Origin of the sequence: Blastococcus sp. TF02A-26 (genome assembly GCF_003319125.1) — a bacterium.
Classification (GTDB): Bacteria; Actinomycetota; Actinomycetes; order Mycobacteriales; family Geodermatophilaceae; genus Trujillonella.
This window is the reverse complement of the sequence record NZ_QOHG01000016.1, coordinates 1-23,414: the sequence shown is the minus strand read 5'-3', so window position 1 is coordinate 23,414 and position 23,414 is coordinate 1. Positions and strand designations below refer to the sequence as shown.

General features: G+C 73.3%; 24 protein-coding genes and 1 tRNA gene. 16 read left to right on the top strand and 9 right to left on the bottom strand.

Features of this window, described 5'->3' with window-relative positions; genetic code table 11:
• Nucleotides 1-58 precede the first annotated feature (58 nt).
• Nucleotides 59-898: a protein kinase gene (locus DQ240_RS17075; RefSeq protein WP_113840828.1), complete on the top strand. Its 840-nt coding sequence runs from the start codon at nucleotides 59-61 to the stop codon at nucleotides 896-898.
• On the opposite strand, the gene DQ240_RS17070 is transcribed toward DQ240_RS17075, so the two are convergent.
• On the bottom strand, nucleotides 885-1,925 hold the full coding sequence (locus tag DQ240_RS17070; RefSeq protein WP_113840827.1) for a hypothetical protein: 1,041 nt from the start codon (nucleotides 1,923-1,925) through the stop codon (nucleotides 885-887). The two genes, DQ240_RS17075 and DQ240_RS17070, sit on opposite strands and share 14 nt — an antisense overlap.
• A 121-nt stretch (nucleotides 1,926-2,046) precedes the next feature.
• The gene (locus tag DQ240_RS17065; RefSeq protein ID WP_158548765.1) at nucleotides 2,047-3,912 is read right to left on the bottom strand and encodes a serine/threonine-protein kinase; all 1,866 of its coding nucleotides are present in this window, start codon (nucleotides 3,910-3,912) and stop codon (nucleotides 2,047-2,049) included.
• A 304-nt stretch (nucleotides 3,913-4,216) separates the two neighbouring features.
• Here DQ240_RS17065 and DQ240_RS17060 point away from each other — a divergent pair, with 304 nt between their 5' ends.
• The 3 genes from DQ240_RS17060 to DQ240_RS17050 all read left to right on the top strand — a co-directional run bounded on the left by DQ240_RS17060 (nucleotide 4,217) and on the right by DQ240_RS17050 (nucleotide 6,817).
• Nucleotides 4,217-5,041, top strand: coding sequence for a hypothetical protein (locus DQ240_RS17060; protein ID WP_113840825.1), 825 nt, complete (start codon nucleotides 4,217-4,219; stop codon nucleotides 5,039-5,041).
• 35 nt (nucleotides 5,042-5,076) lie between these two features.
• Complete coding sequence (locus tag DQ240_RS17055) at nucleotides 5,077-5,340, top strand: antibiotic biosynthesis monooxygenase (RefSeq protein ID WP_233498789.1); 264 nt, start codon at nucleotides 5,077-5,079, stop codon at nucleotides 5,338-5,340.
• 73 nt (nucleotides 5,341-5,413) lie between these two features.
• On the top strand, nucleotides 5,414-6,817 hold the full coding sequence (locus DQ240_RS17050; RefSeq protein WP_113840823.1) for a glycine--tRNA ligase: 1,404 nt from the start codon (nucleotides 5,414-5,416) through the stop codon (nucleotides 6,815-6,817).
• A gap of 48 nt (nucleotides 6,818-6,865) precedes the next feature.
• Here the strand turns inward: DQ240_RS17050 and DQ240_RS17045 are convergent, their stop codons facing one another.
• Entirely contained in the window at nucleotides 6,866-7,702 is an 837-nt protein-coding gene (locus DQ240_RS17045) for an acyl-CoA thioesterase II (RefSeq protein WP_158548763.1), read from the bottom strand.
• Nucleotides 7,703-7,826: 124 nt separating this feature from the next.
• Nucleotides 7,827-8,900 carry a type IV toxin-antitoxin system AbiEi family antitoxin domain-containing protein gene (locus DQ240_RS23350; protein ID WP_158548761.1) on the bottom strand — a complete coding sequence of 358 codons (1,074 nt, stop codon included), beginning with the start codon at nucleotides 8,898-8,900 and terminating at the stop codon, nucleotides 7,827-7,829.
• A gap of 167 nt (nucleotides 8,901-9,067) precedes the next feature.
• Here DQ240_RS23350 and dusB point away from each other — a divergent pair, with 167 nt between their 5' ends.
• The 8 genes from dusB (at nucleotide 9,068) to DQ240_RS17005 (ending at nucleotide 18,289) form a co-directional block, all read left to right on the top strand.
• Complete coding sequence (dusB, locus tag DQ240_RS17040; RefSeq protein ID WP_113840821.1) at nucleotides 9,068-10,231, top strand: tRNA dihydrouridine synthase DusB; 1,164 nt, start codon at nucleotides 9,068-9,070, stop codon at nucleotides 10,229-10,231.
• Entirely contained in the window at nucleotides 10,228-10,674 is a 447-nt protein-coding gene (locus DQ240_RS17035) for a hypothetical protein (protein ID WP_113840820.1), read from the top strand. Before dusB ends, DQ240_RS17035 begins: the two co-directional genes overlap by 4 nt.
• A 98-nt stretch (nucleotides 10,675-10,772) precedes the next feature.
• The gene (locus tag DQ240_RS17030) at nucleotides 10,773-11,288 is read left to right on the top strand and encodes a hypothetical protein (protein WP_113840819.1); all 516 of its coding nucleotides are present in this window, start codon (nucleotides 10,773-10,775) and stop codon (nucleotides 11,286-11,288) included.
• Nucleotides 11,289-11,410: 122 nt separating this feature from the next.
• Complete coding sequence (gene ppdK, locus DQ240_RS17025) at nucleotides 11,411-14,137, top strand: pyruvate, phosphate dikinase (RefSeq protein ID WP_113840818.1); 2,727 nt, start codon at nucleotides 11,411-11,413, stop codon at nucleotides 14,135-14,137.
• Between the two features lie 68 nt (nucleotides 14,138-14,205).
• Nucleotides 14,206-14,838 carry a YdcF family protein gene (locus DQ240_RS17020; protein ID WP_199589367.1) on the top strand — a complete coding sequence of 211 codons (633 nt, stop codon included), beginning with the start codon at nucleotides 14,206-14,208 and terminating at the stop codon, nucleotides 14,836-14,838.
• 9 nt (nucleotides 14,839-14,847) lie between these two features.
• Nucleotides 14,848-15,360 (top strand): hypothetical protein, encoded by a 513-nt coding sequence (locus DQ240_RS17015; protein ID WP_113840817.1) that lies wholly within the window; start codon nucleotides 14,848-14,850, stop codon nucleotides 15,358-15,360.
• A complete protein-coding gene (gene dnaG, locus DQ240_RS17010; RefSeq protein ID WP_113840816.1) occupies nucleotides 15,360-17,708 on the top strand; it encodes a DNA primase in 2,349 nt (782 codons plus the stop codon). The genes DQ240_RS17015 and dnaG overlap by 1 nt, the downstream gene beginning before the upstream one ends.
• Nucleotides 17,708-18,289, top strand: coding sequence for a hypothetical protein (locus DQ240_RS17005; protein ID WP_113840815.1), 582 nt, complete (start codon nucleotides 17,708-17,710; stop codon nucleotides 18,287-18,289). The genes dnaG and DQ240_RS17005 overlap by 1 nt, the downstream gene beginning before the upstream one ends.
• 1 nt (nucleotide 18,290) lies before the next feature.
• Here DQ240_RS17005 and DQ240_RS17000 read toward each other — a convergent pair whose 3' ends face one another.
• On the bottom strand, nucleotides 18,291-18,491 hold the full coding sequence (locus DQ240_RS17000; RefSeq protein ID WP_233498796.1) for a hypothetical protein: 201 nt from the start codon (nucleotides 18,489-18,491) through the stop codon (nucleotides 18,291-18,293).
• 140 nt (nucleotides 18,492-18,631) lie between these two features.
• Here DQ240_RS17000 and DQ240_RS16995 point away from each other — a divergent pair.
• Nucleotides 18,632-18,704, top strand: a tRNA-Asn gene (locus DQ240_RS16995).
• Nucleotides 18,705-18,829: 125 nt separating this feature from the next.
• On the opposite strand, the gene xerC is transcribed toward DQ240_RS16995, so the two are convergent.
• From xerC to DQ240_RS16980, 3 genes are all read right to left on the bottom strand, one after another.
• Entirely contained in the window at nucleotides 18,830-19,975 is a 1,146-nt protein-coding gene (xerC, locus tag DQ240_RS16990; protein WP_147262014.1) for a tyrosine recombinase XerC, read from the bottom strand.
• A gap of 152 nt (nucleotides 19,976-20,127) precedes the next feature.
• The gene (locus DQ240_RS16985) at nucleotides 20,128-20,343 is read right to left on the bottom strand and encodes a helix-turn-helix domain-containing protein (protein WP_233498788.1); all 216 of its coding nucleotides are present in this window, start codon (nucleotides 20,341-20,343) and stop codon (nucleotides 20,128-20,130) included.
• A 267-nt stretch (nucleotides 20,344-20,610) separates the two neighbouring features.
• Nucleotides 20,611-20,973, bottom strand: a complete 363-nt coding sequence (locus DQ240_RS16980; RefSeq protein WP_113840811.1) for a hypothetical protein — start codon at nucleotides 20,971-20,973, stop codon at nucleotides 20,611-20,613.
• Nucleotides 20,974-21,273: 300 nt separating this feature from the next.
• Here DQ240_RS16980 and DQ240_RS16975 point away from each other — a divergent pair, with 300 nt between their 5' ends.
• Nucleotides 21,274-21,522 (top strand): hypothetical protein, encoded by a 249-nt coding sequence (locus DQ240_RS16975; protein ID WP_113840810.1) that lies wholly within the window; start codon nucleotides 21,274-21,276, stop codon nucleotides 21,520-21,522.
• 397 nt (nucleotides 21,523-21,919) lie between these two features.
• Here the strand turns inward: DQ240_RS16975 and DQ240_RS16970 are convergent, their stop codons facing one another.
• Nucleotides 21,920-22,267, bottom strand: coding sequence for a hypothetical protein (locus DQ240_RS16970; protein ID WP_113840809.1), 348 nt, complete (start codon nucleotides 22,265-22,267; stop codon nucleotides 21,920-21,922).
• A gap of 174 nt (nucleotides 22,268-22,441) precedes the next feature.
• Here DQ240_RS16970 and DQ240_RS16965 point away from each other — a divergent pair, with 174 nt between their 5' ends.
• Both DQ240_RS16965 and DQ240_RS16960 read left to right on the top strand, forming a co-directional pair.
• Nucleotides 22,442-22,855, top strand: coding sequence for a HAMP domain-containing protein (locus DQ240_RS16965; RefSeq protein WP_113840808.1), 414 nt, complete (start codon nucleotides 22,442-22,444; stop codon nucleotides 22,853-22,855).
• Nucleotides 22,856-23,371, top strand: coding sequence for a diguanylate cyclase domain-containing protein (locus tag DQ240_RS16960; protein ID WP_113840807.1), 516 nt, complete (start codon nucleotides 22,856-22,858; stop codon nucleotides 23,369-23,371).
• Nucleotides 23,372-23,414 lie beyond the last annotated feature (43 nt).

Genomic DNA, 23,414 nt, shown 5'->3' with positions numbered 1-23,414 from the left:
TGCCGCACCGGCGGCGACCCGGCTCCGGCCGGGAGCACGACAGCTCAGGAGGACGTGCATGGACGCCGTCGGCCTGGCGGGCCCCGCGCCCGCCACGATCGCGGACTACCAGGTGATCCGGGTGCTCGGCGAGGGCAACAACGGACGCTTCTACCTGGCCCGCCCGCCGGCGCGGCTCGGGCTCCCCGACGAGTACGTCGCGGTGAAGGTCTTCACCGGGACGCACAGCGAGCAGGCCTACGAGCGCGGGGTGCGGGAGCTGCGCGCCTTCGCCCAGGTGACCTCGCCGTACCTGGTCCGGGTCTACGACGCCGTCCTCCAGGACAGCTTCCTGTACGCCATGGAGTACTGCCCGCTCGGTTCGCTCGCCGCCCCGGCCCGCCCGCTCAGCCGCGGGGAGGTGCTCCGCGCCGTCGCACACGCCGCGCACGCCCTGCACGCGCTGCACGAGGCCGGCCTGACCCACGGTGACGTGAAGCCCGCCAACATCCTGCTCACCGACGGCGGGGGAAAGCTGTCCGACCTCGGCCTGGCCCGGTTCCTCACGCCCGGAGTCACGCTGACCGGCATGGCCAGCGCGGCGTCGGTGGAGTTCCTCGACCCCGCCCTGCTGCGCGGCGACCGGCCCTCGCGCGCGACCGAGCTGTTCGCGCTCGGCGCCACCCTGCACCGGGCGCTGACCGGCAACGGGCTCTACGGGGAGCTGCCCGACAGCGAGCCGCTGCTGGCCATCCGCCGGGTCATGAGCGCGGAGCCGGCGCTGGCCCCGGGGCTCACCCACGAGGAGGCGGCGCTGGTCAGCGACTGCCTGGCGCCCATCGGTCAGCGGCCGGCGACGGCGGACCTGGTCGCCCGACGGCTGGACGCGATGGCCGCCGCCGCGCTCAGGGCAGGATGAAGTCGCTCAGCTCCTGCTGCACCCACCAGTCGTAGAGCACGTCCAGGCCGATCTGGCCGCCGTCCATCACGGTCACGATGCCCTCGGTGGCGACGGCGTCGCGGGTCCAGATGAGGATCCCGTTGTTGTTCCCGTCGATGTAGCAGCCCATCCGTCCGGCCGGCTCGCCGTCCACCTCGTAGGTGGTGTGGCCGTACGCGCTGGGGCACTCCGCGCCCGGCGGCAGCGGTGCGACGCCGTTGCGCTCCATGTCGGCCAGGAACACGGCGTCGACCGTCGCGGCGTCGGCGTAGCGGTAGAACACCGAGTCCTCCGGCCCCGGCTGCGTGCTGGCGGCGCCGCACCCGAGCGCGGCGATCGCGCCGTCGTCGGGCAGCTCGCCGTGGTCGCAGTCCACCGGGATCCAGTCGGGCGGGATGGTCGCCCGCAGCTGCGCCTGCGCCGGGTCGTCGGTGTCGTCGGCGGCCAGCGGGGGCGCGGTGGTCGGGGTGCCGGTGGCCTCGGGATCGGCCGCGTCGTCGTCGTCCGACCCGCCGGTGAGCACGAGGACCAGGACGAGCGCCAGCACGGCCACCGCGGCGACGGCCCCCAGGAGCAGCGGCAGGCGGACGGAGGACGGAGCGGACCGCTGGGCGGGAGTCGTCGGGCTGTCGGCCGGCAGGGCGGCCGCGGCCGCTGCGGCCAGGTCACCGCAGGTCGCGTAGCCGCCGTCGAGCCCGCGCCGCACCACGGCGTCGAGCTCGTCGCGCCGGTCGGGGAGGCAGGAGGCCAGTACGCGGGCCAGCGCCGGGACGTCCGGGCGCCCGCCGGGCACCGCCGCGGCCTCCGCGGGAGCGGTGAGCCGGACGTCGTCGCCCCCGCTCAGCAGGACGTCGGCCGGTGTGATCTCGCGGACGGCGCCCCCGTCGGCGACGGTGTCGAGGAGGGAGGCGACCCGGCCGACGATCGCCACGGCCCGCGCCGGCTCCATCGGCCCGCCGTCGGCCAGGACGGTGGCGAGGTCGGTACCGGGCTGTTCCTGGTCCACGTGCTGACGTTCCTCCTGGGCGTGGCTGGCGCGTGCGTCCGCCCCAGGTTCGCACTGCCGCCGCCGTCCCCGCGGCACGCCACGCGGCCGGCCGCGTCCCCCGGCGGTCGGGCCGCCGGGCTCACTCCGCCACGAAGTCGCTGTTCGACTGCTCGACCCACCACTCGTAGAGGGTCACCAGCCCCTCCTGGCCGCCCCCGCTGATGCCGATGAGCCCCTCGGCGCCCACGTCGTCCTGCGTCCAGACGATGATCGCGTTCTGCTCGTCGTCGATGTAGCACGCCAGCCGCCCGGCCCGCTGCTCGTCGATCGTGTAGTAGCCGTACCCCTGCGCGTCCGGGCACAGCGCGCCGTCGGCCAGCGGGGTGATCCCGTTGCGGCCCATGTCGGCGAGGAAGACCTGGTCGACGGCGTCGTCGTCCTCGTACAGGTAGAAGCTGCCGGCCGTGGGCCCGGGCTGCTCCGGGGACGCCCCGCAGTCGAGGACCGCGAGCGCCCCGTCGTTCGTGGGGGAGCCGGTGTCGCAGTCCTCCTCGTCGAAGCCCCTCGGCAGGATCGCCCGCAGGGTCTCCTCCGGGTCGTCCTCGGGCGGCGCGGTGCTGCTGCTGCTCGTGCTGGTGCTCGACGAGGTCGTCGTCGGGGTCGGGGTGGGGTCGGCCTGCTCGTCGTCGTCCCCACCGGACGCCGCCAGCGCGATGACCAGGACCACGGCGAGCACGACGAGCACGGCCACCCCGCCGAGGACCCACGGCAGGCGGTTGGGCCGGCGACCGCCGGAGGGCGAGGCGCCGGCGCGGAACCCCGCGGCGCCGTACCCGGGCGGCGGTCCGCCGGGAGGGAAGCCGGGCGGACCGGGGTTGGAGCGCGCTCCGTGGCCGGCGGCGGGCGCCGGTGCCCACGGCCCGCTCCCGGGCGGCGGCCCGTACCCGGAGGGCCCGGGGGAGGACGGCGGCCCGTAGCTGCGCGGTCCGGGGGACGACGGCGGCCCGTAGCCGTCCGGACCGGGGGAGGACGGCGGCCCGTACCCGCCGGGACCGGGGGAGGAGGGCGGCCCGTACCCGCGGGGGCCCGGGTCGGAGAAGCCGACGGTCTGCGGCCGGACCGGGGTCACCGTCGTCGGCGGAGCCGTCGGGAGGGGTGCCGCCGGCGCTCCGGCCGCGCGCAGCGCCGCACGGGCGGCCGCCGCCAGCTCGCCGCAGGTGGAGTACCGCGCGGCGGGGTCCTTGGCCAGGCCCTTCGCCACCACGGCGTCGAGCTGCCGCGGCAGCCCCGGGCGCAGGGAGGACGGTGCCGGCGCCTCGGTGTTGAGGTGCGCGTACATCAACGTGGCCAGCCCGTCGCCGGTGAACGGACGGCGGCCGGTGAGGCACTCGAACAGCACGCAGGCCAGTGCGTAGACGTCGACGCGCCGGTCGATCGGCTTCTCCAGGAAGCGTTCGGGCGCCATGTAGTCGAACGAGCCCAGCGCCGCACCGGTCTGGGTGAGGGAGGGGCCGGCGGCGTCGGAGGTCGAGCGGGCGATGCCGAAGTCGACGAGGTAGACGAACTCGTCGTCGGCGCCGCCGGTGACCAGGATGTTCGACGGCTTGACGTCCCGGTGCACCAGCCCGTCGGCGTGCGCGGAGTCCAGGGCCCGGGCGGTCTGGCCGACGACCGACACCGCGCGGGCGGGGTCCATCGGCCCGTCCTCGGCCAGGACGGCGGCGACGTCGCGGCCGGGCACCAGGCGCATGTCCAGGAACAGCCGGCCGTCGATCTCGCCGTAGCGGTGGATCGGGACGATGTGCGGCTCGTTGAGCCGGGCCGCCAGGTGCGCCTCGCGGCGGAACCGCTCGCGGTAGCCCGCGTCGGTGGCCAGGGACTCCGAGAGCACCTTCAGCGCGACGACCCGCTCGTGCTCGGTGTCGAAGGCCCGGTAGACCTCGCCCATGCCGCCGCGACCGAGCAGGGCCTCGATGCGGTACGGGCCGAACTGCTCCAGATCCACGCGCTGAGGTCCCTCCGTGTGCCGCTGCCCGGCTGGTCGTGGCGTCCGTCGGTCCGCGCCGGCGCCGGGATGCGGTCGTCGGCGGAGTGTAGGGACGCGCCCGGACACCGGCCAGGATCCCGGCCGCGGTGCCCGGCCCAGCCTGCGGGGTCCGGACGCCTCGGGTGCGGGCCGGAGCGCGTTCGTGACGGAGCTGTGACACCGGCCGGGCGACGAACAGGGCGCGCAGGGCCGGTGGGCGTGGCTACCGTGCTGTCGTCGCCGGGGTCGCGGGGTCCCGGCCCGGCCGGACGAGCGGAGCACCATGAGCCAACCCCCAGGTCCGTACGGCGCTCCCGGCCAGTACGGGGCCCCCGGTCCGTACGGCGCCCCCGGTCGGTACGGGCCGCCGGCCGGCGGTCCCCGCCCGCCCGTCCCGCCGCCTCCGCCCGGCCAGTACGGCGCGCCCGCGCCGTACGGGCCGCCCGGCCAGTACGGCGCCCCGGGCCCGTACGGGCAGCCCGGCGGGGGGCTCCCGCCCGGCGGGTACGGCGGGCCGCCGAAGCGGCGGCGCGCGCTGCCCTGGCTGATCGCGGCGGCCGTGGTGCTGGTCGCGGGCGTCGGCGTCCTGCTGTTCTTCCTCCTGTCCGGCGACGACTCCGACGACTCGGCCGGCCCGGCGGCCCCGACCGCGACGACCACCGCCGCCGGTGAGGACATGGACGGCGAGCTCGTCGACCCGGACGTGGAGCTGCCCACCGGCGCCCAGGTCCCGATGGAGGAGGCCGACGACCCCTCCGGTGAGGAGGAGATCCCCGGCTCGGTCGAGGTCGCGGCGACCTTCTTCGAGGCGCTCGTCGGGGGAGACGGCGCGTACGCCCTGGACCTGGTCGGCCCCGATCTGCTCGCCGTGGTGGAGCAGGAGGCCGCGGCCAACGGCGTCGCCCCGGAGGAGTTCCTCGTGGCGGTGTTCTACGAGCGCGTGCTCGGCAACGAGGAGATCACCGACGCCGAGCTGGTGGGCGTCGAGTACGACGAGGGCAGCGGTCTGGAGGCCGTCACGGTCACCGTCGGGACGGCGAGCGCGGAGCGGACCCTCACCATGTACGTCGACGAGGACCTGCTGGTCGCCGACCTCGAGCTGCCCTGAACGACGCCGCCCGGAGGGGGTGCCAGGTGTTCGCCGTGACCCGGCTGCGCGTGCCGACCGACGCCGAGGAATTCCCGGCGGCGGTGGCCGCGCTGCTGTCGGCGCTGGCCGGTCGGCCCGGCTTCCGCGACGGGCACGCCGGCGAGGCGGCCGAGGAGCCGGGCCTGTGGGCGCTGGTGACCGTCTGGGAGGGCGTCGGCGCCTACCGCCGTGCCCTCTCGGCGGCCGAGGTGAAGATCGCCGGCGCCCCGGTGTGGGTCCACGCGGTCGACGAACCGGGGGTCTACGCCGTCGACTGAGGGGACGCAGGGCGAGGCGACTACCGTGGGCGGGTCAACCGCCGACCGCCAGCCGGATGGAGCCTGAGAGCCCGTGGCCGAGAGCCCGACCAAGCACGACCCCGCCCGCCTCGACAAGGTGGTCAACCTCTGCAAGCGCCGGGGGTTCGTCTTCCCCTCCGGCGAGATCTACGGCGGCACCCGCTCCGCCTGGGACTACGGGCCCCTGGGCGTCGAGCTCAAGGAGAACATCAAGAAGCAGTGGTGGCGCACCGTCGTCCAGAGCCGTGACGACATCGTCGGCCTGGACTCCTCGGTGATCCTGCCGCGACAGACCTGGGTCGCCTCCGGGCACGTCGGCGTCTTCACCGACCCGCTGACCGAGTGCCAGAGCTGCCACAAGCGCTTCCGGGCCGACCACCTCGAAGAGGACTTCGAGGCGCGCAAGGGCCGGGCGCCGGAGAACGGCCTGGCCGACATCTCCTGCCCGAACTGCGGCACGAAGGGCGCGTGGACCGAGCCGCGCGACTTCAACATGATGCTGAAGACCTACCTCGGCCCGGTCGAGGACGAGTCGGGGCTGCACTACCTGCGCCCGGAGACCGCGCAGGGCATCTTCGTGAACTTCGCCAACGTCATGGGCGCCGCGCGGAAGAAGCCGCCGTTCGGCATCGGCCAGATCGGCAAGTCGTTCCGCAACGAGATCACCCCCGGCAACTTCATCTTCCGGACCCGCGAGTTCGAGCAGATGGAGATGGAGTTCTTCGTCGAGCCCGGCAGCGACGAGGAGTGGCACCAGTACTGGATCGACGAGCGGACCCGCTGGTACACCGACCTCGGCATCTCCCCGGACAACCTGCGGCACTACGAGCACGCCAAGGAGAAGCTGTCGCACTACTCGAAGCGCACCGTCGACATCGAGTACCGCTTCGGCTTCCAGGGCTCGGAGTGGGGTGAGCTCGAGGGCATCGCCAACCGCACGGACTTCGACCTCACGACGCACACCCAGCACTCGGGCACGGACCTGTCCTACTTCGACCAGGCCACCAACACCCGCTGGACGCCGTACGTGATCGAGCCGGCAGCCGGGCTCACCCGCTCGCTGATGGCGTTCCTCGTCGAGGCCTACACCGAGGACGAGGCGCCCAACGCCAAGGGCGGCGTCGACACCCGCACGGTCCTCAAGCTCGACCCGCGGCTGGCGCCGGTCAAGGCCGCCGTCCTCCCGCTGTCGCGCAACGCCGACCTGTCGCCCAAGGCCCGCGACCTGGCCGCGGCGCTGCGGCGGAACTGGAACGTCGACTTCGACGACGCGGGCGCCATCGGCCGCAGGTACCGCCGGCAGGACGAGGTCGGGACGCCGTTCTGCATCACCGTCGACTTCGACACCCTCGAGGACCAGGCGGTGACCATCCGGGAGCGCGACTCGATGAGCCAGGAGCGGGTGGCCCTCGACCAGGTCCAGTCCTACCTCGGCGCTCGCCTCCCCGGCTGCTGAGTGCGCGGAGGGGATCCGTGGGCGTGACCCCACGGATCCCCTCCGCCGCTACATCGCGGTGCGCGGGTCCAGCGACCGGCCGGCGTGCTTGGCCATCGAGTCCTGCTCGAACGCCGCCACCAGGACGCCGTCCTCGGTGAAGACGCTGCCCCGGCCGTAGACCCGACCCGTCGCGGCCTTGGTCGCCTCCTGCGTGATCAGCAGCGGCCGGCTCACGTCGAAGCGCTCCAGGAAGTGCAGCGTGTGCCCGATGACGCCGGTGCTCAGGGTGACGTGCGCCTGCCCGAAGTCGACGGTGTCGGAGTGCGGGCGGACGGCGAGGCCGATCAGCTGCCCGCAGGTCGCCCACGCCAGCACGGCCTGGTTCGCCGCCGGGGCCACCAGCGGCCGGTCGTAGCGGTGCCAGGCTGCCTCGAGCGGCACGTCGCCGTCCATCGGCTCGCCCGGCACCGGGCGGACCTCCGCGCCGGGGAACGCCTGGGCGCGGGGGTCGGGGGACAGGTCGGCCCAGCCGGGGACGTCGGGCATCGCCGGCCCGTGTCGCATCAGGTCGTCGTCCAGCACGTTCAGGAGCACCGTCGCCCGGCACAGCAGCCTGCCGTCCTGCCGGGCGGTGACCGTGTCGCTGGCCCAGGTGCGGCCGGCCTGCAACGACTCGACCTCGAGCTCGATGGGGGAGCGGTAGGACCCGGCGCGGGCGAAGACCGCGTGAACGGACCGGACGTCCTTGCCCCCTGCGTACCGGTCCGAGGCCATCATCAGCTGACCCAGCAGCTGGCCGCTGAAGACGACGTCGCGGCCCTCGGCGGACTCGGCCGGCTGGAACACCTTGAGGCGCCGGTCGCCGATCTCGGTCAGCTGCAGCAGCTCGGGCAGGTCGGACATCCGGCGTCTCCTCGGGAGGGCGGTCGGTGGGATGGCGCGGATGGTGCCAGCGGCGAGGCGGGTTGACCCGCCTCGCCGACCGTTGAGCCGCGCCGCAGCACGGCTCAACGGTCGGCGGACCGGCTCAAGCCGGGCCACCGACACGGTCGTCGGTCCGGTGGAGCCACCCGTCGTCGCCCGCATCGCCGCCGCGCCAGCGACCCTCGGGCCGCGGCACCTCCGTGAAGGCCCGGACCGTGGGACCGTCGGCGGCCAGGTGCCGGCGGACGAGCCGGTCGAGTTCGGTCCGGCCGGCGCCCAGGTCATCGGCGACGACGCGCACGAATCGCACCCCGTGCGAGCGGAGCAGGTCCTCGGTGCGCTTCTCCTGCCACAGCTCCTCCTGCGGCGTCCGGCCGTAGCGCGGGCGCCGGTACTTCACCCGGCCGTCGAACTCGACCGCCACCGCGGCGTCGGCGTACCAGCCGTCGGCGACCTTCAGCAGGCGCCCGTCCAGCCACAGCTCCACCTGCGGGACGAAGGGTGGGAGCCCGAGGGCCGCGAAGGTGAGCCGCCCCGCCGTCTCCAGCCATGACTCGGCCCGGCCGTCAGCGAGTTCCAGCGCCCGGACCGCACGGGGGACGCCGGGGACGCAGGCCTGCCGGTCGAGGACCCGGCTCAGCTCCTCGCGGGTGGTCAGCCCGCGCAGCAGAGCGGCGTCGACAGCGGCCACGGCGGGGACCTCCGGCCAGGCGCGCGTGACGTCGGCGAGGGTGCGTGCCGCGGTGGTGACGCGGTAGGCGCCGCGGACGGTGACCTCGTCGTCGGGGAGGGAGGCGCGGGTCATCACGTACCCCCGGCCGCGCCGCCACCGATACGGGTCGGTGAGCTGCACCACCGCTGCCGCGTCGCGAGGACGGGGCAGACCCCACACCCACGCCGCCGTGGCACCGCTCAGCACGGCCGAGGACCGGTCGAGCGAGGCGGTCACGGCGAGGGCCTCCAACCCCGGCCGGCGCCCGGTCCGCTCGACCTCCGCGAGGTCCTCGGCACGCACGAAGACGCCGGTCCGCAGCCGCACCCAGACGCCGGTCCGCACCGCCGTCCGCACCTCCCGCTCGGTGACGCCTCGTGCGGCCAGATCGGCGCTGCAGAAGACGCCGAGACGGCGGCGAGCGGGGTGGTCGACGGCGAGCGGTGAAGTCAGCGACGTGAGCACGTCCCGACCCTGGCCGCGCTCGTGCCGGTCCCTCGCACGGCGGCCCTGCCTGTGGACCCGGTGCCGGGGTGGGGACGACGACCGGCTCGAGCCGCTCCAGCGACCCTGGAGCCGCGCCGTGACCCGGCTCCACGGACGGTCGCGCGGACCCACCTACCCTGGGTGCCGTGACCGCCACGCTGGAGCCGACGACGACGGCGCTGCCGCCGCTGCGGCTCGGGCCGCTCACCGTCGACCCCGCCGTGGTCCTCGCCCCGATGGCCGGCATCACCAACCCGGCCTTCCGCACGCTGTGCCGGGAGTTCGGCGCGGGTCTCTACGTCTGCGAGATGATCACCACCCGCGCGCTGGTGGAGCGCAACGCCAAGACGCTGCAGATGGTCCAGGCCACGCCGGAGGAGGCCGCCGAGGGCTTCTCCGTGCAGCTCTACGGCGTCGACCCGGCCACGGTCGGGCGCGCGGTCGAGATGCTGGTCGACGAGGAGGTCGCCGGCACCCGCCCGGCTCACATCGACCTGAACTTCGGCTGCCCGGTCCCGAAGGTCACCCGCAAGGGCGGCGGCTCGGCGCTGCCCTGGCGCCGCCGGCTGCTGGCCGACATCGTGCGGTCCGCGGTGGCCGCGGCCCGCGACGTGCCGGTGACCATCAAGACGCGGATCGGGATCGACGCCGACCACGTCACCTACCTCGACGCCGGCCGGATCGCCCAGGACGAGGGTGCCGCGGCCATCACGCTGCACGGCCGCACCGCCGACCAGCTGTACAGCGGCACCGCCGACTGGGCACCCATCGCGCGGCTGGTCGAGACCGTGGACATCCCGGTCCTCGGCAACGGCGACGTCTGGGAGGCCGACGACGCACTGCGGCTGGTCGCCGCGACCGGCTGCGCGGGCGTCGTCATCGGCCGGGGCTGCCTGGGGCGTCCCTGGCTGTTCGGTGACCTCGCCGCGGCCTTCGCCGGCCGGCCCGAGCGCGCACTGCCGACGTTCGGCGAGGTGGCCGCCGTCATGCACCGGCACGCCGAGCTCCTGTCGGCCGAGCAGGGCGAGCTGCACGGCTGCACCGACTTCCGCAAGCACGTGGCCTGGTACCTCAAGGGCTTCTCGGTCGGCTCGGACGTCCGGCGCGCCCTGGCGATGGTGTCCTCGCTCGACGAGCTGGCCGGCCTGCTCGCGCAGATCCCCGACCAGCCCTATCCCACAGCCGTGCTGGGCGGCCCGCGCGGGCGGACCAGCCAGCCCCGGCCGGTCGCGCTGCCCGAGGGCTGGCTCGACGACCGTGACGACCCGCGTCCGCCGGCGGGCGCAGAACTGATGGTGAGCGGCGGATGAGCGCGCCCGAGGGGCCCTACCTCTACGACGAGGGCCCGGAGAACCTGCACACGGCACCACCGCGCAACCGCAACGGGCTGCTGCTCGGGATCATGCTCGCCACGATCGTCGTCGGCGTGGCGATGGTGCTCCTCATGCCGCTGGTCAAGGGCACCCCCGGGGAGCGGGCCGAGGCGGCGGTCACCGTCTTCTACGCCTCCCTGGCCGACGGCGACCTCGACACCGCCACGCAGATGCTGTGCTCCGCCGAGCGCGACCGGCTGCGGGACACCGACCCCGGCGAGGCGTACCTGCGGGGGAGCGACCCGGAGGTCACCGGCACCGGCGAGGCCGAGGTGGACGGCGACACGGTCCGCACCGTGACCGTCCGCTGGGACGACGGCGAGACCGACACCATCACCATCCGCGGCGAGGACGGCCCGCGGATCTGCGGGATCGACTAGCGCCACCGCGCGGGCCCGGCTTCTCACCGCCAGCAGCGGCTGCCACCATGGCCCCGCTCGTGGCACGACCGGCCCGGGCCCGCTCGAGGGGGTGACCGGTGTCCCAGCCGCCGCAGCCGCACGTCCCCGCGCCGCAGCAGGCGCAGCTCCCGCACGGGGGCCCGCTGGCCGTGGGGTTCCCGAACTACCGGTCGCCGGCGCCCTCGCCGCCGCGGCGGACCGGGCTCGTCGTCGGCACGGTCGTCGTCCTGGTCACGGTCGTCTTCGCGGTGGTCGGGTTCCTGATCGTCGGCGGGCGGGGGGCCAACAGCCCCGAGGGTGCCGTGGAGGGCCTGTTCAGCTCGCTGGCCGATGGCGACAGCAGCCGGGCCCACGACCTGCTCTGCGACGAGCTGCGCGCCCAGATCAGCGAGGACCAGCTGATGACGCCGTCCGGCCCCCTGGCCGGGATGCAGGAGGTGTCGATCGAGGTCGGCGACGCGACGGACCTGCTCGTGCCCGGGCAGGAAGCGGCGGCGGTGCCCTACCGCGTGACCGACTCCCTGGGGAACGAGGCGGCCGGGACCGCGACGGTGGTCGAGGACAAGGGCTGGCGGGTCTGCGGCTTCGGCTGACGACCGCGCGGTCGCGGCGGTGCGGGCGGGACCCCCGTACGGCACGATCGGCTGCCAGTCCTCGCCCGGAGGAGCCCCGCTCCTCCGCAGCGCGCCGGGCACGAACTCGGAGGTGGCAGACGGTGTCGACGACGACCCCGACCCCCGCGAAGTGGGTCTACGACTTCAGCGAGGGCAGCAAGGACCAGAAGGACCTCCTCGGCGGCAAGGGGGCCAACCTCGCCGAGATGACCAACCTCGGTCTGCCGGTCCCGCCGGGCTTCACGATCACCACCGACGCCTGCCGCTTTTACCTCGAGCACGGCAGCACCCCGCCCGAGCTGCCCGACCAGGTCAGCGAGCACCTCGTCGCGCTGGAGAAGGCGATGGGCAAGACGCTCGGCGATTCGGCCGACCCGCTGCTGGTCTCGGTCCGCTCCGGGGCCGCGGCGTCGATGCCGGGGATGATGGAGACGGTCCTCAACGTCGGCCTCAACGACGAGTCGGTGGAGGGGCTGGCCGCGCAGTCGGGCAGCGACCGCTTCGCCTGGGACTCCTACCGGCGGCTGATCCAGATGTTCGGCAAGACCGTCCAGGCGATCGACGGCGAGCTGTTCGACGAGGCCCTCGACGCGGTCAAGGCCGAGCAGGGCACCGACCTCGACCTGGACCTGGACGCGGAGCACCTGCGCGACGTCGTCGGCCGGTTCAAGGCGATCGTCCGCGAGCACACCGGCCGGGACTTCCCGCAGGACCCGCGCGAGCAGATGGACCTGGCGATCAACGCCGTCTTCGACTCCTGGAACTCCGACCGGGCGATCCTCTACCGCCGGCGGGAGCGCATCCCCGGCGACGCCGGTACCGCGGTGAACGTGTGCTCGATGGTCTTCGGCAACCTCGGGATGGACTCCGGCACCGGCGTCGCCTTCACCCGCGACCCGGGCAGCGGCGAGCAGGGCGTCTACGGCGACTACCTGCAGAACGCGCAGGGGGAGGACGTCGTCGCCGGCATCCGCAACACGGTGCCCCTGGTGGACCTCGCCGACATCGACCGCGGCGCCTACGACGAGCTGATGGGCATCATGGCCCGGCTCGAGTCGCACTACCGCGACCTGTGCGACATCGAGTTCACCGTCGAGCGCGGCAAGCTCTGGATGCTGCAGACCCGGGTCGGCAAGCGCACCGCAGGGGCCGCGTTCCGGATCGCCACCCAGCTGGTCGACGAGGGCCTCATCGACATGGACGAGGCCGTTCGCCGGGTGACCGGTGACCAGCTGGCCCAGCTGATGTTCCCGCGGTTCGTCTCCGGCGGGAACGCGACGCAGCTGACGCAGGGGATGAACGCCTCGCCCGGCGCCGCCGTGGGCAAGGCGGTGTTCTCCTCCGAGCGTGCCGTGGAGGAGGCGCAGAAGGGCGAGGCGGTCGTCCTCGTGCGCCGGGAGACCAACCCCGACGACCTCGCCGGGATGATCGCCGCCCAGGGCGTGCTGACTAGCCGCGGCGGCAAGACCTCGCACGCCGCCGTCGTCGCCCGCGGCATGGGCAAGACCTGCGTGTGCGGGGCGGAGGAGCTGCAGGTCGACACCAAGGCCGGCCGGTTCACCGCGCCCGACGGCACCGTCGTGAGCGAGGGCGACGTCATCAGCATCGACGGGTCGACCGGCAAGGTCTGGCTCGGCGAGGTGCCGGTCGAGCCGTCGTCCGTCGTCCGCTACTTCGAGGGCGAGATCGACCCAGAGTCGACGGAAGCCGACGGCGGTGCCGATGACCTGGTGCGCAGCGTGCACCGGATCCTCACCCACGCCGACGCCGCCCGGCGGCTCGACGTCCGCACCAACGCCGACACCCCCGAGGACTCCGCCCGGGCCCGCCGCTTCGGCGCCCGCGGCGTCGGGCTGTGCCGCACCGAGCACATGTTCCTCGGCGACCGGCGGCAGCTGGTGGAGAAGCTGATCCTCGCCGAGGGCGACGAGCAGCGTCAGGCGGCGCTGGACGCGCTGGAGCCGCTGCAGAAGCAGGACTTCCTGGAGATCTTCGAGGCGATGGACGGGCTGCCGGTGACCGTCCGGCTGCTGGACCCGCCGCTGCACGAGTTCCTGCCCGACCTCACCGAGCTGTCGGTGCGCGTCGCGGTGGCCGAGGCCGAGGGACACCACGACGAGGGGCAGCTGCGACTGCTCGCGGCCGTGCGGCGGATGCACGAGTCCAACCCGATGCTGGGGCTGCGCGGGGTACGCCTCGGGCTGGTCGTGCCCGGTCTGTTCGCGATGCAGGTGCGCGCCATCGCCCAGGCCGCGTGCGAGCGGACGAAGGCCGGCGGTGACCCCCGGCCGGAGATCATGATCCCGCTGGTCGGCGCGGTGCAGGAGCTCGAGGCCATCCGGGAGGAGGCCGAGCGGGTGCTGGGCGAGGTGTGCCGGGACTGCGGCATCGACGTCCGGCCGCTCATCGGCACCATGATCGAGGTGCCCCGCGCGGCGCTGACCGCCGGCGAGATCGCCGAGTACGCCGAGTTCTTCTCCTTCGGCACCAACGACCTCACCCAGATGACCTGGGGGTTCTCCCGGGACGACGTCGAGGCGGCCTTCTTCCACCAGTACCTGGACAAGGGCATCTTCGGCATCTCGCCGTTCGAGTCGCTGGACCGCGACGGCGTCGGGCGGCTGGTGCGGATCGGGGCCGAGGCCGGCCGGGCCGCACGGCCGGACCTGAAGCTGGGCATCTGCGGCGAGCACGGCGGCGACCCGGACTCGGTCCACTTCTTCCACGAGGTGGGGCTGGACTACGTGTCCTGCTCGCCGTTCCGGGTCCCCGTGGCGCGGCTGGAGGCCGGGCGGGCGGCGCTGGGCGGGGAGCCCGCCGGGACGTAACGGAGGTCGCCGTCCACCACCGGTCCCGGGTGCGCCACCGGGTCGGTGGGGCGTGGTACCCATGACCCGTGGCGGTGCGGATCCGGAGTCTGGTCGTCCGGCTGGTCGGCGCCGCCGTCCTGGCCGTGCTGCTGCTCGTCGCCTCGACCGCGCTGGCCATCTGGTGGACCGCCCGGCAGGACTCGCGGCCGACGTCGGATGCGATCGTGGTGCTCGGCTCGGCCCAGTACAACGGCGTCCCGTCGTCGATCTTCGAGGCCCGGCTGGAGCACGCGCTCAAGCTCTACGAGCAGGGCGTGGCACCGGTGATCGTGACCGTCGGCGGCAAGGCCGCCGGCGACCAGTTCACCGAGGCCGAGGCGGGCGCGCAGTACCTCGCCGAGGACGGCGACGTGCCCGACGACGCGCTGCTGGCGATCGAGGAGGGCGTGGACACCCTCGAGAGCATGCGGGCGGTGGGGCGCGCCTTCGCCGAGCGCGGCTGGGAGAGCGCGGTGCTGGTGACCGACCCGTGGCACGCCATGCGCGCCGAGCGGATGGCCGAGGACGCCGGGATCACCGCGGAGAGCTCGCCCACTCGTCAGGGGCCCGCGGTGCAGACCCGCACCACCCAGTTCCGCTACATCCTGCGCGAGACGGCGGCCTACCTGCTCTACCGCGTGACCGGCGAGAGCGTCGCCGGCGCCCCCGGGATCGGCTGAGGAGGAACCGTGCTGGAAGTGGGCAAGCGGGGTTCGGCCGGCGTCGGGAAGGACGTCGTGCCCGTGCTCCGCGACGGGGTCGTCGTGGCACAGCTGCGCACCTCGGGGTGGAAGGAGTCCGCCGCGGCCGTCGTCGGCGAGCGCGAGTGGGTGTTCGCGAAGCAGAAGCGCGAGCTCACCGGACGGTGGGCGCTGGACCCGGAGAGCAGCGCCCGGCTCCGGGCGCGGCAGGTCTCGATGTGGAAGGGCACCTGGGAGGCCGACCTGGAGGGCGTGCCGGTCTCGGTGGCCAAGCTGTCCGTCTGGAAGGGGACCCACCGGTTCACCAGCGGGGACCGGGTGCTCGGGGAGAGCGGATCGACCGGCGGCTGGTCGCCGCGGCCCACCGTGCGGCTCCCGGACTCGATGCCCCTGGAGCACCAGGTGTTCCTGCTCTGGCTGATGCTCGTCATCGGCCGGCGCAACGACTCGGCCGCGACCGGGGCCATCGTCGCCGGCGGCGCCGCCGCGGCGGGCAGCTGATGGCCGGCCGGGGGAAGATCCGGGCCGCCGACATCGCGGCGGTCCGCGAGCGCAGCCGCATCGACGAGGTGATCGGCGAGCACCTGCAGCTCAAGCGGGCCGGCGGCGGGAGCCTCAAGGGCCTGTGCCCGTTCCACGACGAGAAGTCGCCGTCCTTCCACGTGACCCCCGCGCGCGGCCTCTACCACTGCCTGGCCGGGGAGACCGGCGTCCTCACCGAGGACGGTGTGGTGCCGATCCGGGAGCTCGCCGGGCGGACCGTCCGCGTGCTGGACGGCAACGGCGGATGGGTCGAGGCGCCCTTCCGCTCGTACGGCGTCCAGCGGTTGATGAAGGTGATGCTCACCCGCAACGGTCGCGTGAAGGAGCTGTACGCGACCGACGAACACCGCTGGTTCGTCGCTTCCGCCGCTGCCCCCCGCGAGGTGCTCACGAAGGACCTCCTCGCCGGCGACCGGCTGGTGCGCACGCTGGCCGGGACCCGGCAGCTGGCCTCGGTCGGCGCCGCGCGTCCGGACAGCGGAGGTGGATCGGGCGACTGCGCGGAGTGGATCGTCCAGTCGGTCGAGTGGAGTGACCGGGTGGAGGAGGTCTACTGCGCCGAGGTCCCCGGCACGCATGCGTTCACGCTCGAGGACGACATCCTCACCGGGAACTGTTTCGGGTGTGGGGAGGGCGGCGACGTCATCTCCTTCATCCAGAAGGTCGACCACCTGACCTTCAGCGAGGCCGTTGAGCGGCTGGCCGGGCAGACCGGCGTCCAGCTGCACTACGAGGACGACGGCGGGCGGCCCACCGGTGCACCCGACCGGCGCGACGTGGGGCAGCGAGCCCGGCTGGTCGCCGCCAACACCGCCGCGGCCGACTTCTACGCCGAGCAGCTGCGCACGCCCGACGCGGCACCGGCCCGCCAGTTCCTCGCCGACCGCGGGTTCGACCGCCAGGTGGCGCTGGACTTCGGCTGCGGCTTCGCCCCCGGCGGGTGGGACGCCCTCACCCGGCACCTGCGCGCCAAGGGCTTCAGCCAGGAGGAGCTGGTCACCGCCGGCCTCGCCAAGGAGTCCAGCCGCGGGACGCTCATCGACCGCTTCCACCGCCGGCTGGTCTGGCCGATCCGCGACATCACCGGCGACGTCATCGGCTTCGGCGCCCGCAAGCTGATGGACGACGACCCCGGCCCGAAGTACCTGAACACGCCGGAGACCCCGCTCTACAAGAAGAGCACCGTGCTCTACGGCCTGGAGCGGGCGAAGCGGGACATCGCCCGCCGGCACCAGGCGGTCGTCGTCGAGGGCTACACCGACGTCATGGCCTGCCACCTCGCCGGCGTGACGACGGCGGTGGCCTCCTGCGGCACCGCCTTCGGGCCGGAGCACATCAGCGTCCTGCGCCGCCTGCTCATGGACCAGGACGAGTTCCGCGGCGAGGTCGTCTACACCTTCGACGGCGACGCGGCCGGGCAGGCCGCGGCGATGAAGACGTTCAAGGAGGACCAGCGCTTCGTCGCGCAGACCTTCGTCGCCGTCGAGCCCGACGGCCGCGACCCGTGCGAGCTGCGGCAGGCGCACGGCGACGCCGCTGTCCGCGACCTCGTCGCCCGGCGCACGCCGCTGATCGAGTTCGTCCTGCGGACCCTGCTCGCCGAGCACGACCTGGAGACCGTCGAGGGGCGGATCGCGGCGCTGGACCGCACGGCGCCGCTGCTCGCCCAGGTCAAGGACCACGCGCTGCGCCCGGCGTACGCCCGGCGCCTGGCCGCGCTGATCGGCGACACCGACGAGGCCGAGGTCCTGGCCCGGGTCCGCCGGATCATGGGCGGCGGGGACGAGCCGTCCCGCGGCCGGCCGCGCACCCCGCGGCGCAGCCCGGACGACCTGGCCCTCGAGGTGGAGCGGGAGGCCGTCAAGGCCGCGCTGCAGGTGCCGGAGCTGGCCGGGCCGTCGTTCGACGCCATCCCGCCCGAGGCCTACACCGATCCCGACCACGCCGCCGTCGCGGCCGCCGTGGCCGCGGCCGGAGGAGCGGCCGCGGCCACCGTGACCGGCCCGGCCTGGCTCGACGAAATCGCCGCGCACTGCGACCGCGACACCGCCCGGGCCCAGCTGACCGCCCTCGCGGTGGAGCCGCTGCGCTCGGTGGGCGACGCCGACGCCGGCTACGTGGGAGCGGTGCTGGCCCGGCTGGAGGAGATGCACGTCGTCCGGCAGGTGGCCGCGCTCAAGGGCCGGCTGCAGCGGATGAACCCGGTCGACGCGGGCGACGACTACATGAAGGTGTTCGGCCAGCTGCTGGAGCTGGAGCAGCGGGCCATCTCGCTGCGGAAGCGGGCGATGGGCGGGCTCGACTGATGCCGGTCAGCGAGTGGCTGCGCCGGCGGTTCGCCCGGCCGCCGGAGATCGTCCGGGCCGTCGTCCTCGCCTCGCCTGACCCGGACGAGCGCGTGCTGGCGTGGGGCGAGCTGGTCCGAGGCGGGGGATGGCTGGTCGCCACGTCCCGCGGCCTGCGCTCCGTGCCGTCGGGGCTCGCACTGGACGGCGCCGCCGACGTCGGCGTGCTGCCCTGGCACGAGATCGGCTCCGCGCGGTGGTCGGCGACGGCCGACGGGGGAGGCAGCTTCACCGTCGTCCCGCTGACCGAGGTGGAGCCGGGCGTCCAGGCCCGGCAGCCGGCCGAGCGGTACGCGCTGGCCGACGCCGGTGAGCTGCCGCCGGTGGTGCGCAAGCGGGTCGACCAGACGGTGGTGGACAGCAGGCGGTCACCGCTGCCCGGCGGGGGAGCGGTGCTGCTGGTGGCGCGTCGCGTCCCGGGTCAGGCGGCGCGCGAGTGGAGCGTCGTCTTCGACGACGACGCCGACCGCAACGACCCCACCGCCCGCGAGGTCGCCCGGCAGAAGCTGGCCGACGCCGTGGCGGCCGAACGACCCGAGTGAGTCAGCTCGGTGCGTCGCTGCCCATGCGGGCCTTGACCGAGTTCACCACCGAGTCGGCGTGCGCCTGGGCCATGCCGGCGACCTCCTGCAGGCGCGGGTCCTCCTTGGCCTGCGACCAGGCACGGCGGATCTGCTCGTAGCGCTCACGGCCCGCGCGGGCACCCAGGACGTAGCCGGCACCGAAGCCGACGAGGAGCGACATCTTCGCCACGGGGGGCCTCCAAGGGCACAGGGTCGGGTGATCACCGTACGACCGGGAGAGCGGCGGCGCGACGGGGGTGCCTCCGCGGCCCCCCGGAGTCGGTGAGGTAGTGTCGTCGTGCGCGCGGGTCGCCCCGCCGATCCCCCGTAGCTCAATTGGCAGAGCATGCGACTGTTAATCGCAGGGTTACTGGTTCGAGTCCAGTCGGGGGAGCAAAACCCCAGGTCAAGCGCCCGAGGAGCCATTCTGGGCCGGCCGATACGACGAACATACGACGAAGGTTCGTCTCGCCCCGTCTCGCGCGCGGCCCCGGTGAGAAGTCCTTCGCTCAGCGCTACCTAGCGTCCGCGCTCAAGCGCTGTCGCCGCCTCCGGAGCGGCCAGGCCTCGGCCCATGTAGACGTCCTGGGTCAAGCTCGGCCGGTTGTGGCCGAGGTGGTCGGCGATCTGGCGGGCGGACAACCCCGCCTCGTCGAGCCGCGTCGCCACCGTCTTGCGGAAGACGTGCGAGGTCACCCACTCGAAGCCGGCGCGGTTCAGCGCCTGGCGCAGATTGCTGCTGGTGTTGTGCGGATCCCGTAGCCGACCGGTCGGGCTGGTGAAGACCACCTCCGAGCCGACGGCCGTGGACACCTGCGCCTGACGTCGGCGGAGCAGGTCCACGACGAAGGCCGGCAGGGCGATGGTGCGCCGGCCGGCGGTGGTCTTCGGCGCCTCTTGGATGACCAAGCCGCGGCCGGGCACGCGGATCAAGGTCGCCTCGACGCGCAGCGTCGCCGCATCGACGTCGACGGCGGCCCAGCGGACCGCGCAGGCCTCGCCGATGCGCACGCCGGTGCCGAGCATGAAGTCGACCAGGTTGGGGAGGTCGAGCTTGGCCGTCTCGTCGTCGGCGGCGAGCCGCTCGCGCAGCTGGTATTCCTCGGCGACCGTCAGGGTGCGCGGCCCTGCCGTCGGCCGACGGTGAGTTCGGCGGGAGCCGGCCTCGCGCACCGGGTTCGTCGGGATGGCCCCGCGGCGCACAGCATCCGAGAGGATGCCGGACAGCACCGATCGGGTGACCTTGGCGGCTCCGGGACCGTGGCGCGTGCGGACGGCGGTCAGCAGGCGGTCGACGGCGGGCACGGTGATCTCCCGCAGCCGGAGCTGACCGATGCCCGGGAGGACGTAGCTCTGGACGGCGAAGCGGTACAGCCGCTTGGTGCCGGTGGCCAGGTCGCTGTCGTCGACCTCGGCGAGCCAGGCGGTGGCCACGGTGGCGAGCCGACTGTCGCCGCTGCTCCCCTCGTCGGGGGCGCTGTCGCGGTCGCGCAGCGCAGTTCGCAGGCGGCGCTCAGCCTCGGCTTTGGTCCGCCCGAAGCGGCTGACCGATCGGCGGTGGCCGTCGAAGTCGCGAAAGCCGACCTGCGCCCGAACCCGGCCCTTGCCAAGCACGAGGAAGTTGACCTTTCCGAAGGTCCCCACGGCCAGCGGCGGTCTCGACATGTTTGTTCCCCTCGGCGTCGGCCTCGGATGCGTGCAGTTGACCCGGACCCGTCAGCCTGCGGTCGGGTGGGTCGCCATAACCGGGCCCAGGGTGGATTTGGGGATGGCAGAAGGCCTGTGGATGACGCCGCGCCGGACCGTCCCTCGGGTGGTCAGCGCAGAGGCCGGTCGACTGCCTGAGCGGTACGTTGCTCTTCGATCCACCGGTCGAGGTCTTGCCGGCGGTAATGCACGCGCCGGCCCAGGCGAAATCCGGCGGGTCCGATGCCGCGGTGCCGCCAGTACCGCAGGGTGGCCACGGGTGTGCGGAGAACGCTGGCCGCTTCTGCGAGGGTCAGCAGCGATACGTCTCGTAAGTCGTCGGTCACGACCAGGCCTCCCCTGCGTTAGCGATGTCCAGCTCACGGTGACCGACGGGCCACCGGTGCTTCTCCAGTGCCGTGCGCGCACTTCTCCAGCCCCTACGGGATCGCGGCCAGCTGCTCGCCGATGGCTCCAGACCTTCTCCTGTTCAGGGCACAGGTGGTCCTGCGGCTACGGCTGGCGGCGCCTCTCCCGTCGCCTCGCCTGCGCAGCGCTACGGCAGGAGCTACTCGGATGCGCCGCCGGTGGCGGGCGGCTTAAGGCCGAATTGCTCAGCGACATGCCGGGCGATCGCCGCCGTCGGCAGGTCGAGGCCTTCCGCGGCGGGCGCGGCAGTAGACAACCGCCGAGACGCCGTACGTCCAGAGCCGCGGCTCCCAGCCGTCGGCCTCCACCGGCAGCTCGGGATGCGGTCCGCGGCGCAGGCAGGCGGCCGCAGAGACGGCGAACTGTGTCCGGTGGCAAACGGTGCGGCCGTCGAGCATCAGATCGGCCAGGTAGCGATCTGCCAGCCCCTCATACCCCAGTCGCTGGCTGACGGGCCGGCAGGCCAGCCCGAGCGCCGCGGCAGCCAGCTCGAGCAACGCGACATCCGGCCTGAAGAAGCCGCGGACGTCGATCGGCCGGACTTGCACGCGAGGCCGCTGAGCGGCCTCGACGCCATGAGAAGCAAGGGGACGGCGGACTATCGAACGCGACGGCGGAAGGCTGAGGGCCTACGGCGCCGAAAGGCGGAGCGGACGCCGCACGAGATTCGGCCAAGCGAAAGAAATCAGGAGTCTGATCGCTCAGCATTACGCCGGGCGGGGCACACGAGTGCGCCTGATGCGGCGGACCCATCACCGCGCCGTGGTCCGATCCTGAAGTGGTGTTCGGCCACGTGCCGGCATCGCGCCTGGCAGCAGACGCGGGCCGCCCCTACCGGCCGTTCCGCTGTGAAGATCGTCGAGCGACGCGTCGAGGTCCCGGTGGTTGTCAGCCCGACGCGACTCGACTGGCCTAGCCTGCTCGACGCTCTCGTCGCCCAGATCGACAACGGGCGCATCTATGACCGCAATCCACTGGACCTGTCGGACGCACTCGGGGTGCCGTCCTCGATGCCTACCGCCGCCGCCCGTATGTTCGCGATGGGTCGATCGACTTCAGTGACGGGCGCGGGCTCGGCAGCTGACTCGCGGCTGTGATGTGGAAGCGGACCCGTCTGTCGGCGCCCACTGCCGGACCTTCAAGTGACGCGCCAATCTGCCATCACCGCCGCGATCTTCCGCGGCGAGCGGCGGCTCCTGAGCAGTGCGCACCGACGGTTGGGTGAAGCCACGGACGGTCGGCATGCTCGGTGCCGCCAACACGGCTCATTTCGGTGTCCACCTGGGGCTTCACGCTCAAGGGCACTCGACTCAGCCGGTCGCGACTCGTCACAACGATCAGGAGACCCGGCGGTGCAAGAGGTGTGACGCCTCGTGACTTCGTCAGTCTCCAGTCCTGTCGAGGGGTGGGTCCGGAACGCTGGCAGGGTGGGGCGGTCGTCTGAAGTCCGTCCGCTGACGACAGGCGCGACATGGCCGGTCTCAAAGCCAGTGTTCACCCGCGCCGCACGGTGAGTGCTATCCGGTCTTCGGCCTGTAGGGCGCCATCATCGAGCAGGGCGACCCATCCGCGGCGTTGGAGCACGGTTTCGATGACTTCGTCGACCACGTCAAATGCCTCGACGTCCGATGCCGGCTGGACGAGGTCCCCGTCGTCCCTGAGGCGGGCAGGGTAGAAGAGGTCCGTCTCTTCGCCCAGCAACTCAAGGCGCTCCGCCCGGGCGATTAGGGCCGGCAACGTGGGCAGGGGTGCGCGGCTGTGGCTCCCGGTAATGGTGCCAGCGAGCCGCCCGATGTTGAGGGATGGGGACGGGTGGTTGGCAAGAAGTCCCTCGGCAATCACCAGTCCTCTGCAAGCGCAGCACCGTGGTGGAGAGCTGACCCGAAGGGGGGACTGACCTGTCGGTCCGTTCAGCTCACACGCGGAGTTGTCGACATTTGCAGGGTGACCGTGCGAACGTGTACGCCGCCCGACGCAGTGACGGAAAAGTCAGCTGTCCGTCGGTGGCTCCGCCGGATGTCTCTGACGACCCGCTTCCGGCTTGGCGTCGCCATCATGCTTCTGCCGCTGCTGAACCTCGCCGCCGCGGCCTATTTCTCCTTGAGCCAGGTCAACGAGTCGGCGCATCGGCTGGTCACCGGACCGCGTAGCGACTGGGCCGCGCACTTGGCGGCGATATCCGCAGCTCGTGAGGAGGCGCTGCTGGCCTTGGTCGGGGTCTGCGTCGGTGGCTTCCTGGTAGCCACCGTCATCGGCTCCCGACTGGCCCGATCGGTACTGCGACCGCTGATGGCTCTCCGAGCCGCAGCGGAGAAGCTCGGGCGTGGCGATCTATCCACCCGTGTAGCGCTCGATCGTGCCGACGAGCTCGGCCAGGTGGCCGGGGCCTTCGACGCCATGGCCGACCGACTGGAACTCACCCAGTCGTAGCTGGCCCACGGCGCGGAGCACGATCCGCTGACCGGACTCCCGAACCGCCGACTGCTGTTGCGGCGCATCGCCGAACTGGGCGTCGACGGCGGCGACTGGGCGCTGCTGCTGGTCGACCTGGACGACTTCAAGTCCGTGAACGACTCCTTCGGCCATATCGTCGGGGATCAGGTGCTCATCGAGATGGCCGGCAGATTGCGGGAGGTCGTTCGGGACACTGACGTGTGCGCGCGCCTGGGCGGGGACGAGTTCGCCGTCCTGATCGCTCAGTCCGCCGGTTTGAACAGCGCGCTCGAAGCCGCCGACCGGCTTCGTGAAGCCATCCGCATACCGATGTGCATCGCCGGCCGACGACTGGTCATCGATGCCAGCGTTGGCGTGGCGGCCGGCGCTGCGGATCGCGACGCGCAGACGCTCCTGCGCGACGCTGACCTAGTGCCGAGTCAGGCAACCTTCGCCCTCTTGATGGTTTCGGCTCGGCGGATGACCTTGCGGAGTCGGGGGTCGGTGACGTGACGGTTCCGCCAGGCGATGTAACGACGGATCATGCTCGCCTGCT